The organism is Actinomyces oris, assembly GCF_001553935.1.
GTDB lineage: Bacteria > Actinomycetota > Actinomycetes > Actinomycetales > Actinomycetaceae > Actinomyces > Actinomyces oris_A.
Genome location: NZ_CP014232.1, coordinates 1,385,564 through 1,399,506, shown reverse-complemented (window position 1 = coordinate 1,399,506; position 13,943 = coordinate 1,385,564). Strand labels below are relative to the sequence as shown.

Sequence of the window (13,943 nt, the reverse complement as noted above, 5' to 3'; positions counted from 1 at the left end):
TTCCACTCAACTTCTGGGACCAGCAGTGACGTGGGCTACTCCTTGAGATGCTGCCGCTGGAATTCCGCCGGTCGTCGCGCCGACCTGCAACATGCCAACCAACCGCTTGAAACACCGCTGTTCGACGACACCGCTATGGTCACGTCACGATCACGCCCTCACCCCGGAGACACCATGAGAACCACGCGCGCCACCCTGGCTCTGGCCACCATCCTCATCCTGGCGGGCTGCTCGCAGACCAGCCCCTCGTCGGCGGGCTCGGCCGCAGCGACAGCGACCGGCTCGGCCCCCGCAGCCGCGGCGACGTCGTCGAGCGGGGGCGGCGCGAGCGCCTCCGGCAGCGCCGCCCCCTCCATCCCAGCGGGCCACCAGGCGGTCACCGCACCGACATCCGGCCTCACCTTCGCGATCCCCGAGGACTGGGAGGACCTCAATGCCCTTCCCGAGGCCCAGAAGGCGCTGCTCGCCCGGGCCCAGGGGTGGATCCGTCCACTCTCACCCAGCGCCTGAACAGCACCGACGCCTTCTACGGCCGGTTCTCGCAGAGCGGCGGCCTGTCCTTCAACAGCGTCGCGGTCGCCAAGGAGGCCGAGACCTCCTCCACACCCCCGTCCCAGGCGAGCCTGGACGAGACCATCACCCGGCAGGGAGGCACGCCGACGGGCTACTCCACCAAGCCATCCACCTACGGGCAGGCCGCCGTCGACACCTCGACCGCACAGGTTCAGGGCGTCCAGACGGCCGGCGCGGTCATCGCCGTTCCGACGTCGTCGGGCACCTACGTGCGCATCGCCGTGACGGCCGGCAGCGACCAGGAGGTCAACACCATCGTGTCCACCATCCTCACGACCGCCCACTGACGAGCAGAGGCGACAGCCAGCCTGTCGCAGCCCAGTAACCGCAAGCCTCCCTTCAGTCCACGATGGGGAACCATCCCCATCGTGCAATCCCACCAAGACGTGATGCCCTTGGTGTCACACTCGCACTCAAACACTGGAGCATCATGAAACCCGTACGCACCGCTGCGACCCTGCTGGCCGGCCTCGCTCTGACCGCCGCCCCCGTTCTGACCGCCTGCTCTCAGAGCAGTGAGGGCTCCGACTCATCCAGCTCAGCCGCCTCCGACAGCTCGGCGGAATCGGACAAGGGCGACGCCAAGGACAGCGAGACCCAGGACAGCAAGAAGGACGCCGAAGCGGACAAGACCGACAAGGACGACGACAAGGCCTCCGCCAGCGCCTCCGCCAGTGCCACGAAGAGCGATCTCCCCAAGGCGACGCCCGCGGGCTACCAGGAGATCACCGCCCCCACCGTCGGCATCTCCTTCGCAGTGCCCGAGGGCTGGCAGGCCACCCCCCTGGACGGGACATCCGACATCTACTACAAGGCCCCCGACACCGGCACCGAGCCGTACCTCGGCAACGCCAACGTCTCCAAGACCGTCGTTCCCGCCACCGCACCTCCGACCGAGGATGAGCTGAGCCCTGCCCTCACCTCGATCCCCGGAGGGACCTCGACCGGCTACTCCACCGAGCAGACCGCCAATGGCGAGGCGGCCGTGCTCAACTACACCGCGAACATCGGAGGCCAGACGGTCAACGGCTCCCTCATTGCAACCCCCACCAAGGAGAAGGGGAAGTACGCCATCATCGCCGTCAACGCCGGGTCCAGCGGTCAGTCCATCGATGAGCTGCGGACGACCATCCTCGAGACGATCCACTGAGCACAGCCAGGGGCACGTCACTCCGGTCAGGGACTTTTCCCGTGCAGCCGGGGCCTGCACGGGAGGGGACACTCCACGCGGTCGGGGACTTTCTCGTGCGGCCGGGGGCATTCGACGCCGTCGGGGACAGCAATCCCGTCCCCGCACGCGCAGGATGCCCCCGGCTGGAAGTTTCCGCACCCGGCCGCGCGCAACGTCTCCCATCGCGTGCAATGTCCCCCACCGCACACCACCTCCCCGGCAGTGCGCACCGCCTCGGCCCAACGCCGTCGGCAGTGGCCGAACGGCAGGTGCACATCCCGGAAGAATGCTTGACACCGGCGAGCCCCCAAGCGCACCATATCGACTATCGATACATCGATAGTCGATATGGAGTGTCGTCATGACTGCCAGCACCGAAACCGACTCGGACGCCGACTCCGGCACCGCTCTCAACGGCGGGATGGCCGCCGCCAACCAGCCCGACACCAACTCCATACCCGGGGCCGACGCCGGAGTCGGCCCCGGTAGCCTGACCTTCACCTCCTTCCTTCTCGCACTGCTCTGCTTCTCCCCCTTCTACATACTCGGCTCTAACCTGTGGGGCCTCATCGACGGCCGCGGACTGCTGCTGGAGTTCACCGACAGCGACCCCGCCTTGGACCAGCAGTTGTCCTTCAAGCACGCGACGATGGAGATGCTCGGTGGCTACTCGGTGAGCCACGGGATTCTGCATGGGATGTCCGGCGGCGCGCGGTTCCTCGTCGGCCTGATCATCGCCATCCACCTCCTCCTTATCGCAGCCTGCGCAGTCGCCTTCATCCGATTCATCGCCGCGATCCGCCCGGATCGTAAGGGATTCGTTGACCACCTCTTCACTCGGGGCGGCCACTTGTTCTGGCTGCTCCTGGGACAACAGCTGAGCACCTTAGCGCTGCACATCTCAGGCATGGCGATCTCGGACGAGTACCTCACCGGCGCCCGAGCAGACGGAGAGCTGACCGGGTTCATCCCCACCGGCAACGACATCCCGGCCCTCAAGAGCATCATCATCCTCATCCTCGCCATGCATCTGCTGCTCGCGCTGCACCGCGTGTACCAGCGCTCTCGCACCCTGGCCGCGGAGAACACTGTGCTGCGCGAAGAAACCGAGGGGCTCGTGTGAGTCACGTCGTCTGCCACCTCGATGAGCTGTTGGCCGCCCGTGGGATGACGCTCGTGGAGCTCTCCGAGAAGGTCGGGGTCACCACCGCCAATCTCTCAGTGCTCAAGAACGACCGCGCCAAGGCCATTCGCTACTCCACACTCTGCGCCATCTGCAAGGCCCTGGGGTGCTCGGTCGGAGAGCTCCTGGAGGTCGTGCCGGATTGACCCGCTCAGCGCGCGTCCCCGGCTTCCCTCCCGCCGCCGGTCCTCGCCGTCGGGGACACTCCACGCGGCCGGGGACTTTCTCGTGCGGCCGGGGGCATTCGACGCCGTCGGGGACAGCAATCCCGTCCCCGCACGCGCAGGATGACCCCGCCCGGAAGTTCCGCACCCGGCCGCGCGGAATGTCCCCCGCCGCAGGGAGACCGTAGGCTCGACGTCGATGACCACACCACTCCACCGCAGCCCTCGCCCCGACGGGTCCTCCACGCGCGTCGGCGAGGCCACCGTGGCTGCCCGGCGCGACGAGCTCCTGGCCACGGCGGCCTCGCTGCCCGGCGCCTGGGCGGGACACAAGCCCGAGTGGGACATCCCTGTCGCCTCAGTGGGCCCTCGTCTCTTCCTGCTGCTCATTCCCCACACCGACGGCCGTCTCCTGGCCAACGTCAAGCTCGACCCCGAGGACGTCGTCGCCGTGCGGGCCACCTTCGAGTGGGTGGAGCCGGGCTTCCACCAGTCCAAGCGGCACTGGGTGAGCATCGACCTCACCAGCCCCGACTACCGCGCGGACGAGGCCACCGCCATGGTCGAGGACTCCTACCGGCTCGTCCTGTCCCTCCTGACCCACCGCGTGCGCGAGGCCGTCCTGCTGGCCGACGCCGCAGGCTCCCCCGCCCGCCCCACCTGGCAGTGGTGATGCCCGGCACTGCTGACGCCACGGCAGGACGGCCGGGGACATTGCGCGCGTAGGGGTGCGGATACGTCCCTGCGGGGGCGTCCTACGCGTTCGGGGACAGGATTCCGGTCCCCGACGGCGTCGAATGCCCCCGGCTGGAAGGAAAGGTCCCCGGCCGCAACCCAGGGGCCGAGCCGCCCTCAGATGACGAAGGTACGCAAACCTGGCACTATTCAGCCGAGGCCGTCGTCATCCGACGTCTGGCCACCCGACGGAAGGAGACACAGATGGGACTTGATGACCTGGCGAAGAAGGCCGGTGACGCTCTCAGCTCCGACAAGGCCGAGGCGATCAGCGACAAGGCGCTGGACGCCGCAGCCGGTGCTGCCAAGAAGGCGACCGGCGGCAAGTACGACGACAAGATCGACGCCGCCCGCGACGCCGTCGACGGCAAGCTCGGCACGGAGTGACCCGGCTGAGAGCCTGCCTACCCACAGGCACCGCGGTCTTCTGATCGCAGGAGTGAGGGCCCCGCACCGTTCAGTGCGGGGCCCTCACGCGTTCCCGGCCAGCTGGGCTCTCCCCATCTCATTCAGACACCGGCCGCCACAGTCCGGTGCCGCCACCGCGGGGCCCAGCCGTCTCCCACCGGGACGTCTCATCCTCCTCCCCTCGGGTCGGCGGCACTCGCCTACTGCGCGTTGAGCGCGGCGGTCGGAGGAGTGCGGGAGGCCCTAACGGCCGGGTAGACGCCGGCCAGGGCGCCGATGGCGATGGTGACTCCCAGACCTCCGACGACGGCGATCACCGGCAGGGAGAAGGGCCAGCCGTTGGCTGCCGACATCCCGGCGGTCACCCCGATCCCGATGATGCACCCCAGGGCACCGCCCAGGGAGGCCAGCAGCAGCGCCTCGGTCATGAACTGCACGAGGATGTGTCCGCGCATCGCCCCCAGGGACCGCCTCAGTCCGATCTCCCGACGGCGCTCGAGCACCGAGATGATCATCGTATTGGCCACCCCGATGCCGCCGACGAGCAGGGCGATCGAGCCCACGCCCAGCAGCAGACCGGTAAAGGCCTTGTCGGCCGCGTTCTTAGCCTCCAGCGCGTCCGAGGGGCGCGAGACCTTGACCTCGTTGGGGGCCTGCGGCGAGATCGACGGCGCCAGCAGCTTGCGCACCGTGGGGACGGCGGCGTCCTGGCTGCGCGTGTAGACCGTCGTCGGCTTGGCGTCGTGCCCCAGCAGGTCGCTGGCCACGCCCTGACCGATGAGGGCGGCGTTGTTGAGCTCGGGAGCCAGTACCACCGGCTTGAGGATGCCGACCACGGTGAACCAGTTCCCGCCGAGCCACACCTTGGTTCCCGGTGAGACGACGCCGAGGCGCTGGGCGGCCGTCTGCCCCAGGACCGTTGCCGGGTACTTGCTGGTGGCCTCGTTGAGCCAGGTGCCCTTGTCCACCTGTCCGGCCACGACGTCGAGCAGTGACTTGTCCGCGGCCAGGGTGGTGATGCCGCCGGAGGCGTTCTTGTCGATGAGCGGAGTGCGGTAAACCAGCGAGTTCTTGACCAGCCCGGTGCTCGAGGCGCTCTGGACGTTGTCGATGAGGCGGACCTTGCCGACGCTGTCCTGCGGCAGGGAGGAGGAGTTACCGAACAGGTCCTGACCGGCGGTGGCCGTCAGCAGGTTCGTCCCCAGGGAGTCGAGCTGGGCGGAGAGCTGGGCGCGGCTGGAGGCCGAGATGCCCACCACCGAGATCATGGCGGCGATGCCGATGGCAATCCCCAGTGCGGACAGGAAGGCGCGGGTGGGGCGGGCCCTGATGCCGGTGCCTCCCAGGCGCAGCACGTCGGCCAGACGCAGCCGCGAGCGCTGGATCCGCCGGGCCTGGGCGCGGCCGCCCCGCTCGGCCGCGGACCGGTCACGCCGGAGCGTAGACGTCGTCATGGACGATCTCCTTCAGGCTTGAGTCCCCCACGATGCGGCCGTCGCGGATGGCGATCTGCCTGGGGAGCTGGGCGGCCAGCTCGTTGTCGTGGGTGATGACGATGATGGTGGTGCCTTGGGCGTGGAGCTCGTGGAGGAGCTCGACAATCGAGGCCCCGGAGGTGGAGTCGAGGTTCCCGGTGGGCTCGTCGGCCAGCAGCAGCGGGGGATCGCCGACGACGGCCCGGGCGATGGCCACGCGCTGGCGCTCGCCGCCGCTCATCTGGTGGGGGCGGTGGTCGAGCCGGTGGGCCAGGCCGACGCGCTCCAGGGCGGCCCGGGCGCGCCGACGCCGCTCGGAGCGGGGGACCCCGCTGTAGAGCAGGCCGTCGGCGACGTTGTCCACCGCGTTGACGCCGTCTGCCAGGTGGAACTGCTGGAAGACGAAGCCGATGCGGCTGGCCCGCAGGGCCGAGAGCTTGGCGTCGGACAGGGAGCCGACGTCGACGCCGTCGATCTCGACGGTGCCGGAGCTGGGCCGGTCCAGGGTGCCGATGAGGTTGAGGAGCGTGGACTTGCCCGAGCCTGAGGGGCCGACGATGGCGACGAACTCGCCGTCATCGATCTCCAGGCTCACGCCCGCGCAGGCGGCCACGGGCGGCTCCCCGTAGGTGCGCTTGACGTCGCGCAGGGACAGGATGCGGCTCATGTCTGCGGCACCACCACTCGTTGTCCCTCGGAGATACCCTCACCGGAGATCTCCACGCGCCCGCCGGCGAACAGCCCGATGGTGACCGGCACCTTGCGAGTGGTGCCGCCGGACTCGACGATCTCGACGCCGTACTGGTCGGCGCTCAGGGCCAGCAGGGCCCCGACCGGCACCGACAGGACACCCGTGCGCTTCTCGCTGGGCAGGTCGACGGTGACGGAGACCTCCTGGAAGTTGGTGGTCGCCGAGGCGTCGGTAAGGGTGACGGTGATGGGGATGACTCGTTCCTTGGACTCACCGGAGCCGGATCCAGCCCCGGACCCGGAGCCGGAGGACTTCTCGGTGGGGGTACCCACGGAGGTGATCTTCCCGGCGGTGGTCTTGGCATCGGGCAGCTTGATGGTCACGGCGGTGCCGACGACGGCGAGCTTCTGGTCGGAGAGCTTGATGTTGGCGTCCACCACCTGGGTGGTGGAGGTGACGTCGAAGAGCTCGGTGTCGGCGGCGACGCGGTCCCCCACGCGGGCGGTGACCGTCCCCACGCGCAGGTCCCCGGGGGTGAAGACGATCCGTCCCAGCGGGATGGTCCCGGTCCGGGACATGTCGAGGTCCTTCTGCCACTTCATGATGGCGCTGGTGGTGGCCCAGCTGAAGTGGTCGTCGGGCTCGTAGTCGAAGTACCCCAGGTCCCTCAGGGCCGTCTCGAGCTGGCGGATGTCCTCTCCGTCCTCCATGCCGGCCTCGAAGCTGCGCCAGGCGGGCAGGTTGCCGCGCATGAGGTAGGCGGTCTCGCTGCCGGTGCGGTAGAGGACGTCACCCTGGGTCAGGACGGTCCCGGAGGCCGGCACCTGGATGAGAACACCCTCGAAGCCCGACTTGAACTTGCGCGAGTCGGAGTAGCGCAGGGTCCCGGACACGGAGGTCTGCCCCTGGAGGTCGCCCTTGGTGATGGTGTCGGTGGCTCCGCTGAAGGTCGACGTCGTCGGTTTGGCCTTGGCTGCGAAGGGGCCCGACCTGGAGGCGAAGGCGCCCGCCCCAGCGCCCGCCGCCAGGATCGCGGCAGCCCCCATGGCCAGGAAGGCCCGGCGTCGGGTGCGGTGGGCCGCGCCCGGCTTGTCCGCGGTGCCGGTCGAGCCGTCGTCGGCCTGCGTGGAGGTGGTGGTCTGATCCATGTGTCTGCCTGTCTGAGTGTGTCTGCGCGGCGGCCTGGCCGCGCGAGCCTGTGGTCTGGTGGCGCCGGCAAGGGCGCGGTGTTACTTGCTCCCGACCTGGGAGAAGCACTTGTTCATGACGTCCTGGGGGATGTCACCGTTGATCTGGATGCCCTTGCCGGCCTCGGGGTCGGGAACGTCGTAGCCCTCCTTGCGCAGGCACTCGGCGGCCTTGACCAGGTCCTGCTGCGTCTCGGGCTTGGCGAGGTCCTCGGTGCCGGGGGCGGGGCCGACGATCTGCTCGCACTCCTGGGCGGCCTTGGTGGCGGCCTCGTTGTCGGGGAACTGCACGTTGCCGTTGGCGTCGGGGTCGGAGACGTCGATGCCCTTGTCACGCATGCACTTGGCCATCTTGAGCAGGTAGTCGTCCCCGCTGGAGGCGGAGGCGGAGGCGGCCGAGTCCGCCTTCGAGCCCTGGGAGCATCCGGTCATGAGTCCGACGGCGCACACGGCGCAGGTCAGCACGGTGGCGGCGCGGGTGAGGATCCGGGTGTTGAGGGGCTGCTTCATGGGAGAGGGTCCTTTCGGCTCACGTGGGTCGGGACGCGGTGGCGTCCGTTCGTTCGGGGAACAGCCAACCGGGAGCGGTGTTGCCATGGGGTTCACAAATTCGCTTATGTTGTGGCAACACAGGGGCTGGTTCGCTGAGGGACCAGCCGAAAGAATCCACAATGAAGGAGGCAGGGCGATGCGCGTGCTCGTCGTGGAGGATGAGGAGTACCTGGCTGAGGCCATCGCCACCGGGCTGCGGCGCGAGGCGATGGCCGTGGACGTCGTCGGCGACGGGGCCAGCGCCCTGGAGCAGGTGGCGGTCAACGACTACGACATCATCGTCCTGGACCGGGACCTGCCCGTGGTCCACGGTGACGAGGTCTGCCGGCGGGTGGTGCGCGACTACCCCAGCACGCGGATCCTCATGCTCACTGCATCCCGGACGTTGGACGCGCGCGTGGGCGGTTTCGAGCTCGGGGCCGACGACTACCTCACCAAGCCCTTCGAGTTCCCCGAGCTGGTGGCCCGGCTGCGGGCCCTGGGGCGGCGCAGCCAGCCGGCGCGCACCCCGGTCCTCGAGGCCCACGGGGTGCGCCTGGATCCCTTCCGCCGGGAGGTCTACCGCGACGGGCACTTCATTCACCTCAGCCCCAAGGAGTTCGCGGTCCTTCAGGTCCTCATGGAGGCCGAGGGCGGGGTCCTCAGCGCAGAGACGCTCCTGGAGAAGGCATGGGACGCCAACGCCGACCCCTTCACCAACTCCACGCGGGTGACGATCTCCCACCTGCGTCGCAAGCTCGGTGAGCCGCGCATGAGCGGGCAGGGGCATCCGGAGCCCCGGGTCGACGGCGCGGCGCGGCCCGGCGCCGATAGGGACGCCCACGCCGCCCGGCCGGGTCGCCCGGAGCGCTTGCGTCGCGCCCGGCACCTGAGTATCCGGGCCCGTCTGACCCTGACCTACGCCGGGATGGTGACGGCCGCCGGAGTGGTCCTCATCGCCCTGGTCTACTTCTACACGCGCTACGTCACACTGAGCATCCAGATCGGCGACCCGGTCGGGGAGACCGCCGCCGTGCCGGTCTCGCAGGTCGGCGAGGTCGCCAAGGTGGACACGAACCTGTTCGATCTGCTCAGCAGCATCATGCGCTCTGCCGTCGGTGCGCTGGCGCTGCTCGTGGTGCTCTCCGGGACCGTCGGATGGATCCTGGCGGGGCGGATGCTGCAGCCGCTGTCCTCGATGAATGCGGCGGCTAAGCGCGCCGCCTCGGGCGACCTCAGTCAGCGGCTGGACCTGTCCGGCCCACGCGACGAGATCCACGACCTGGCGGACACCTTCGACAACATGCTGGCCTCCTTGGAGCGGTCCTTCTCCGTCCACCGCCGGTTCGCGGCCAACGCCTCCCACGAGCTGCGCACGCCCCTGGCCACCACGCAGACGATGATCGACGTCGCCCTGTCCGACCCGCAGGCCTCGGCCGAGGACCTGCGCCGGGTGCTGACCCGGGTCCTGGAGACCAACCGCGCCAACCGGGAGACGATTGACGCCCTGCTGGACTTGGCCGACGCCCAGTCCGGCAAGCTGGCCGTCGAGGACGTGGACATGGAGGCCACGGTCCGTGACGCCCTGGGCCTCATCGCTCCGGAGGTCGCTGAGCGCCACCTTCACGTCTCCACCCATCTGCTGCCCGCCCGGGTCCCCGGGGATCCGGTGCTGCTGCGCCAGAGCGTGTCCAACCTGCTGCGCAATGCGGCCCGCTACAACGTCGAGGGCGGTCGTATCACGGTGGGCATGGCGCGTCTGGACGACGGCGTGCGCCTGACGATCCGCAACGAGGGCCCCGTGGTGGCGGCCGAGAGCGTGGAGTCCCTGCGCGAGCCCTTCGTGCGTGGCGAGGGGCGGGGGCGGACCCGGGGCTCCGGGCACGGACTGGGCCTGGCCATCGTCACGGCCGTGGCCACCGCGCACGGTGGCGAGCTGCACCTGAGCGCCAACCCCGACGGCGGACTGACGGCTGTCCTCGAGCTGCCGGTGGGAGGGGCCGGGGACGACTCGAGCGCAGCCGGCTCCAACGACTGACGGTCGCCGGCCACGCGGGCCGGCGACCGTCAGGGTCGAGCAGCTGGCTGCGGCGGAGACGAGACTCCGCCGGGCGGCGACTCAGTTCTTCTTGCCGGAGTTGATGACCAGCTCGAGGAAGAGGCGGACCAGGCCGATCTGGGCGAAGGTCCACAGCGAGTTGAAGACCAGGTCGAGAACGAAGGTTCCGAACGCGAAGGACCGCTTACCCGACTCGTAGTCGAGGTCACCGGCCAGAGAACCGGCGTGGTAGGCGTTGTACAGCCACACCGCGATCAGACCGCCGGCAACAATGTAGAAGAACACCTTGCCGAACTTCTCGGCGAAGGGCTTGGAGACATTGAAGAGGTTGCCCATGAAGCTGTCCCCCGCCGGAGCCTGCGGGAAGGGCTGACCGGGGGCGCCAGGCGCACCAGGAGCGGCAGGGGCACCGGGCGCGCCCTGGAACTGCTGCTGGGGCGGGTAGGGCTGCCCCGGAACCGGAGCCGAGGGGGCCGAGGGCTGCTGCTGGTAGAAGGGCTGACCGGGGTTGGGGGGCTGAGTCATGAGGGCTGTTCGCTTCCTTCAGAGTTGGGGACGCAGGCAGGCTACCGTGTCTACGATGCCCTGTGAAACGATCAGGTCAACCCTCACACTCTGCGGGGTGACTCACAGTCCTCAGGACATGGCGCGACGACGCGCCGCGAAGGCGGTCATCGGGCCGTTTCACCACACGGGATCCTTGAAGGACGCCGGGACAGGAACCGGCCAGGTCACGGGGGAAGTCCTACCCATCGCTTGGGGAACCCACGTGTGCTCCGGGGTCTCAGCGCGCCAGGTCGTACGTGCTGGAGTCACCCACCGGTGAGGCCGGGGTCGCAGGGGCAGGAGGGGCCGCCGGCCGGCGCCGGCGCTCGCTACGGGCGACGGCGGTGCGCAGCAGGGCCTCGAAGGGACCGGTGTGTCCACCCCGCTCCAGAACGGCGCACAGCCCGACCGTCGTCAGCCAGACCGCCAGCGCGATCCCTGCTGCCCGGGCCTCTCCCAGGTGAAGCTCGATACCGGTCATGGCGGGCAGGGCCAAGAAGATGATGGCGAAGAGGAAGGTCTGGCTGAGGTAGGCCGTCATGGAGCGGCGTCCCACGCTGGAGGCCAGCCGGCGCAACCCCGTCAGCCGGCCATCCGGCCGCGGCCCGCCGGCGTACAGGGCCAACAGCGCCAACCAGCCGCAAGCCCCGGCCACCCCCGTAACCGCATGAAGCGGCATGGTCCAGGCAGCCAGGGGTCCACCCGCGGCCCACACGGCGAACCCGATACCGCCAGCGGCACCGAGCCCCAGACCGCCCAGGCCGACGGCGACCAGGAGCCGGCGGTGGCGCTCGGGATGGGAGATGAGGTCGGTGTCGGCCAGCCGGGCGCCGAGGAACATCGCCGGAACGATCATGGAGAAGAACAGCGCCGATACCAGGCTTCCACCCCAGGCCAGGAGTCCGTCGGAGACGTAGGACAGGACCGTATCGGTCGAGGCGCCGGCCCCCTGGTGCGCGTCCGTCGCCGAGGCGGCCCCCTGGGAGGCCAGGAAGCTGCCCATGTTGAGGAACGTGACGGCGCCGGCAACAACGACGACGGCGCAGAAGGCCACGGCCCGTTTCCAGTGCTTGCGGGCGATCCAGCCGGCGAAGATGACGGCGACCAGGCCGTAGGGGCCGATGATGTCACCGGAGAAGAGCAGGGCGTGTACGGCGCCGAAGAGGATCATCCACAGGCCCCGACGCCGCACCAGGCGACGTGCGTCGACGGTGGCCTGCTCACGGGCCCAGGCCGCCTCCTGCGACGTCGGCTCACGGCCGGCCTCCACGCCGGGCAGGGAGCTGAGATAGGAGGAGGCACCTGAGGCGATGCGCCGGTTGACCATGGTGACCAGTCCGAAGCCGAAGAGCATCGCGAACAGCGGGTAGGCCCGCGAGTCGATCAGGAGGGAGCGCACCCACAGCCATGCCGTGTCGACGGCATCAGATGGGGCGGAAACGTGCGTCACAGCGGTCCAGAAGGGGACGTTGGCCAGGGCGATGAACAGGAGCATGAAGCCACGGGCCACGTCCGGGGCGGGATAGCGCACCCCTCGAGCACCGGTGAATGACGTCGCAAGTCTCATGCCCTCCACGCTAGAGGGTGGCAGCCGAGGGCACCTCCGCCGCCGGGGCCATCGTGACGGGTCGCGCCTCTCCTCCCGGGAGGATGGGCTGAGCCCTGGTCCTCCTCCCCAAGGACCAGGGCTCTTCCCTCTCGCGATGGCGTCGGTCACCCGCCCCGCTCTCAGGCTCCGGCGGGAACCGGGGCGACGGGGACCTGAGCACCCCACGGGGCGGGCGGCACCGGGGCGCTCGTCGGCTGGCCGGGGAGCTGGGCCGTGCGCTGGTCGGGGACCTGCTGGGGGAACGGGTTCGTGCGGCTGCGCTCGCTGCGGGCGACGGCGGCGCGCAGCAGGACCTCGAAGGGACCGGGCATGCCGAGCCTCTCCAGCACCGCGCACAGGACCACGGTCGTCAGCCAGACCATCACCGCCACCGCGGCGGATGCCGCCTCTCCCAGCGACACGGACCTCCCGGTCAGTCGCGGCGCGATGACGAAGATGCCGGCGAACATGGCCGTCTGGGACAGGTAGGCGGTCATGGAGCGGCGCCCCACGTTGGACAGCAGCCGCTTGAGGCCGGTCAGCCGGTTGTCCGCCGTCGGCCCGCCGGCGTAGAGGGCCAGGACGGCGAGCCAGCCGCAGCCCCCGGCCAGGCCCAGGACCATGATCAGGACGGAGTCGGCCGCCCAGGGCTGAGCGCTGGTGAGCGGGACCAGGAGCTGGTGAAGCGCACCGAGCGCCCCCAGGGCCAGACCACCGATCCCGGCCACCGTCAGCAGGCCGCGGTGGCGCTCGGGGTGGGAGATGAGGTCGGTGTCGGCCAGGCGGGCGCCGAGGAAGGCGGCGGGAAGAATCATCGTGGTGAAGGCCGCACTCAGAGCGGTGAAGAACCACCCAAACACGTTGGTCACGAACCAGGGAAGCGCTGAGGCCATGGACTCACCTGCTCCGGTGGGTGCCGCAGCCGCCGGGGCGGGGACCGCCGCGCCGGAGGCGGCCGCTTCACCGCCGGGACCAAAGAGCATGGCCAGGACCACCGGCACGAACTGGGACAGAAGAACCAGGGCGCACACCGCCAGCTGGCGCTTGTGGTGCTTGTGGGCGAACCACCCGGCGAAGACGACGGCGACGATGCCGTAGGTGCCGATGATCTCCGAGGGGAAGAAGGCTCCGTGGATGAGCCCGAACAGGACCATCCACAGGCCGCGGCGCCGCACGAGGCGGCGGGCGTCGACGGCCGCCTGCTCCCGGGCCTGGTCGATCTCAGCCGCCGACGGCGCCCGGAGCCCGCCGGTCAGCTGCTGGCAGTAGGCGTCGATGCCCGATGCCATGCGCCGGTTGACCATGGTGGCCAGCCCGAAGCCGAAGAGCAGTGCGAACAGCGGGTAGGCGCGCTGGTCGATGAACAGGGCACTCATGAAGGCCCAGGTCCTGTCGGCGGTCGATGTCGCACGGCCCTCGGGGCCTGCCACCCACGACCCCACATTGGCCAGGGCGATGAGCAGCAGCATGAAGCCGCGGGCGACGTCGGGGGCGGGGTAGCGCAGGCCGCGGGAACCAGTGAATGAGGTCGCGGAGGAAGTCGTCGTGTTCATGACTCGACCGTATGAAATCCAGTGGTTCCGCGGCGTCCGCCTTAAGCGCCGAGATCGTCTCCACCGAAAGGAGGAGCCT

General features: G+C 69.7%; 15 protein-coding genes and 1 pseudogene. 9 read left to right on the top strand and 7 right to left on the bottom strand.

Features of this window, described 5'->3' with window-relative positions; all coding sequences use genetic code 11:
• Window positions 1-174: 174 nt before the first annotated feature.
• From AXE84_RS13270 to AXE84_RS05810, 7 genes are all read left to right on the top strand, one after another.
• A complete protein-coding gene (locus AXE84_RS13270; protein WP_236750183.1) occupies window positions 175-510 on the top strand; it encodes a hypothetical protein in 336 nt (111 codons plus the stop codon).
• Window positions 480-860, top strand: coding sequence for a hypothetical protein (locus tag AXE84_RS13265; protein WP_236750181.1), 381 nt, complete (start codon window positions 480-482; stop codon window positions 858-860). The genes AXE84_RS13270 and AXE84_RS13265 overlap by 31 nt, the downstream gene beginning before the upstream one ends.
• Before the next feature lie 143 nt (window positions 861-1,003).
• Complete coding sequence (locus AXE84_RS05830) at window positions 1,004-1,723, top strand: hypothetical protein (RefSeq protein ID WP_060957187.1); 720 nt, start codon at window positions 1,004-1,006, stop codon at window positions 1,721-1,723.
• A 382-nt stretch (window positions 1,724-2,105) separates the two neighbouring features.
• Entirely contained in the window at window positions 2,106-2,867 is a 762-nt protein-coding gene (locus AXE84_RS13430; RefSeq protein ID WP_060957186.1) for a hypothetical protein, read from the top strand.
• On the top strand, window positions 2,864-3,073 hold the full coding sequence (locus AXE84_RS05820) for a helix-turn-helix domain-containing protein (protein WP_010613349.1): 210 nt from the start codon (window positions 2,864-2,866) through the stop codon (window positions 3,071-3,073). Before AXE84_RS13430 ends, AXE84_RS05820 begins: the two co-directional genes overlap by 4 nt.
• 217 nt (window positions 3,074-3,290) lie before the next feature.
• Entirely contained in the window at window positions 3,291-3,764 is a 474-nt protein-coding gene (locus tag AXE84_RS05815) for an MmcQ/YjbR family DNA-binding protein (protein ID WP_060957185.1), read from the top strand.
• A 266-nt stretch (window positions 3,765-4,030) separates the two neighbouring features.
• Window positions 4,031-4,213 (top strand): Rv0909 family putative TA system antitoxin, encoded by a 183-nt coding sequence (locus AXE84_RS05810; protein ID WP_009407609.1) that lies wholly within the window; start codon window positions 4,031-4,033, stop codon window positions 4,211-4,213.
• Window positions 4,214-4,434: 221 nt separating this feature from the next.
• On the opposite strand, the gene AXE84_RS05805 is transcribed toward AXE84_RS05810, so the two are convergent.
• The 4 genes from AXE84_RS05805 to AXE84_RS05790 all read right to left on the bottom strand — a co-directional run bounded on the left by AXE84_RS05805 (window position 4,435) and on the right by AXE84_RS05790 (window position 8,097).
• A complete protein-coding gene (locus AXE84_RS05805; protein ID WP_081093093.1) occupies window positions 4,435-5,688 on the bottom strand; it encodes an ABC transporter permease in 1,254 nt (417 codons plus the stop codon).
• Window positions 5,663-6,376 (bottom strand): ABC transporter ATP-binding protein, encoded by a 714-nt coding sequence (locus AXE84_RS05800; RefSeq protein ID WP_060957184.1) that lies wholly within the window; start codon window positions 6,374-6,376, stop codon window positions 5,663-5,665. Before AXE84_RS05800 ends, AXE84_RS05805 begins: the two co-directional genes overlap by 26 nt.
• Entirely contained in the window at window positions 6,373-7,548 is a 1,176-nt protein-coding gene (locus AXE84_RS05795) for an efflux RND transporter periplasmic adaptor subunit (protein WP_060957183.1), read from the bottom strand. The genes AXE84_RS05800 and AXE84_RS05795 overlap by 4 nt, the downstream gene beginning before the upstream one ends.
• A gap of 81 nt (window positions 7,549-7,629) precedes the next feature.
• A complete protein-coding gene (locus AXE84_RS05790) occupies window positions 7,630-8,097 on the bottom strand; it encodes a hypothetical protein (protein WP_060957182.1) in 468 nt (155 codons plus the stop codon).
• Between the two features lie 178 nt (window positions 8,098-8,275).
• Here AXE84_RS05790 and AXE84_RS12870 point away from each other — a divergent pair.
• Together AXE84_RS12870 and AXE84_RS12865 are read left to right on the top strand one after the other, a co-directional pair.
• A pseudogene (locus AXE84_RS12870) lies at window positions 8,276-8,887 on the top strand (response regulator transcription factor); the annotation flags it as partial.
• A gap of 3 nt (window positions 8,888-8,890) precedes the next feature.
• Window positions 8,891-10,156 (top strand): sensor histidine kinase, encoded by a 1,266-nt coding sequence (locus AXE84_RS12865; RefSeq protein WP_420480493.1) that lies wholly within the window; start codon window positions 8,891-8,893, stop codon window positions 10,154-10,156.
• A gap of 81 nt (window positions 10,157-10,237) precedes the next feature.
• On the opposite strand, the gene AXE84_RS05775 is transcribed toward AXE84_RS12865, so the two are convergent.
• From AXE84_RS05775 to AXE84_RS05765, 3 genes are all read right to left on the bottom strand, one after another.
• The gene (locus tag AXE84_RS05775) at window positions 10,238-10,702 is read right to left on the bottom strand and encodes a hypothetical protein (RefSeq protein WP_010613357.1); all 465 of its coding nucleotides are present in this window, start codon (window positions 10,700-10,702) and stop codon (window positions 10,238-10,240) included.
• Between the two features lie 259 nt (window positions 10,703-10,961).
• Window positions 10,962-12,290, bottom strand: a complete 1,329-nt coding sequence (locus tag AXE84_RS05770) for a DUF418 domain-containing protein (protein WP_060957181.1) — start codon at window positions 12,288-12,290, stop codon at window positions 10,962-10,964.
• Window positions 12,291-12,451: 161 nt separating this feature from the next.
• Window positions 12,452-13,864, bottom strand: coding sequence for a DUF418 domain-containing protein (locus tag AXE84_RS05765; RefSeq protein ID WP_060957180.1), 1,413 nt, complete (start codon window positions 13,862-13,864; stop codon window positions 12,452-12,454).
• Window positions 13,865-13,943: the final 79 nt, after the last annotated feature.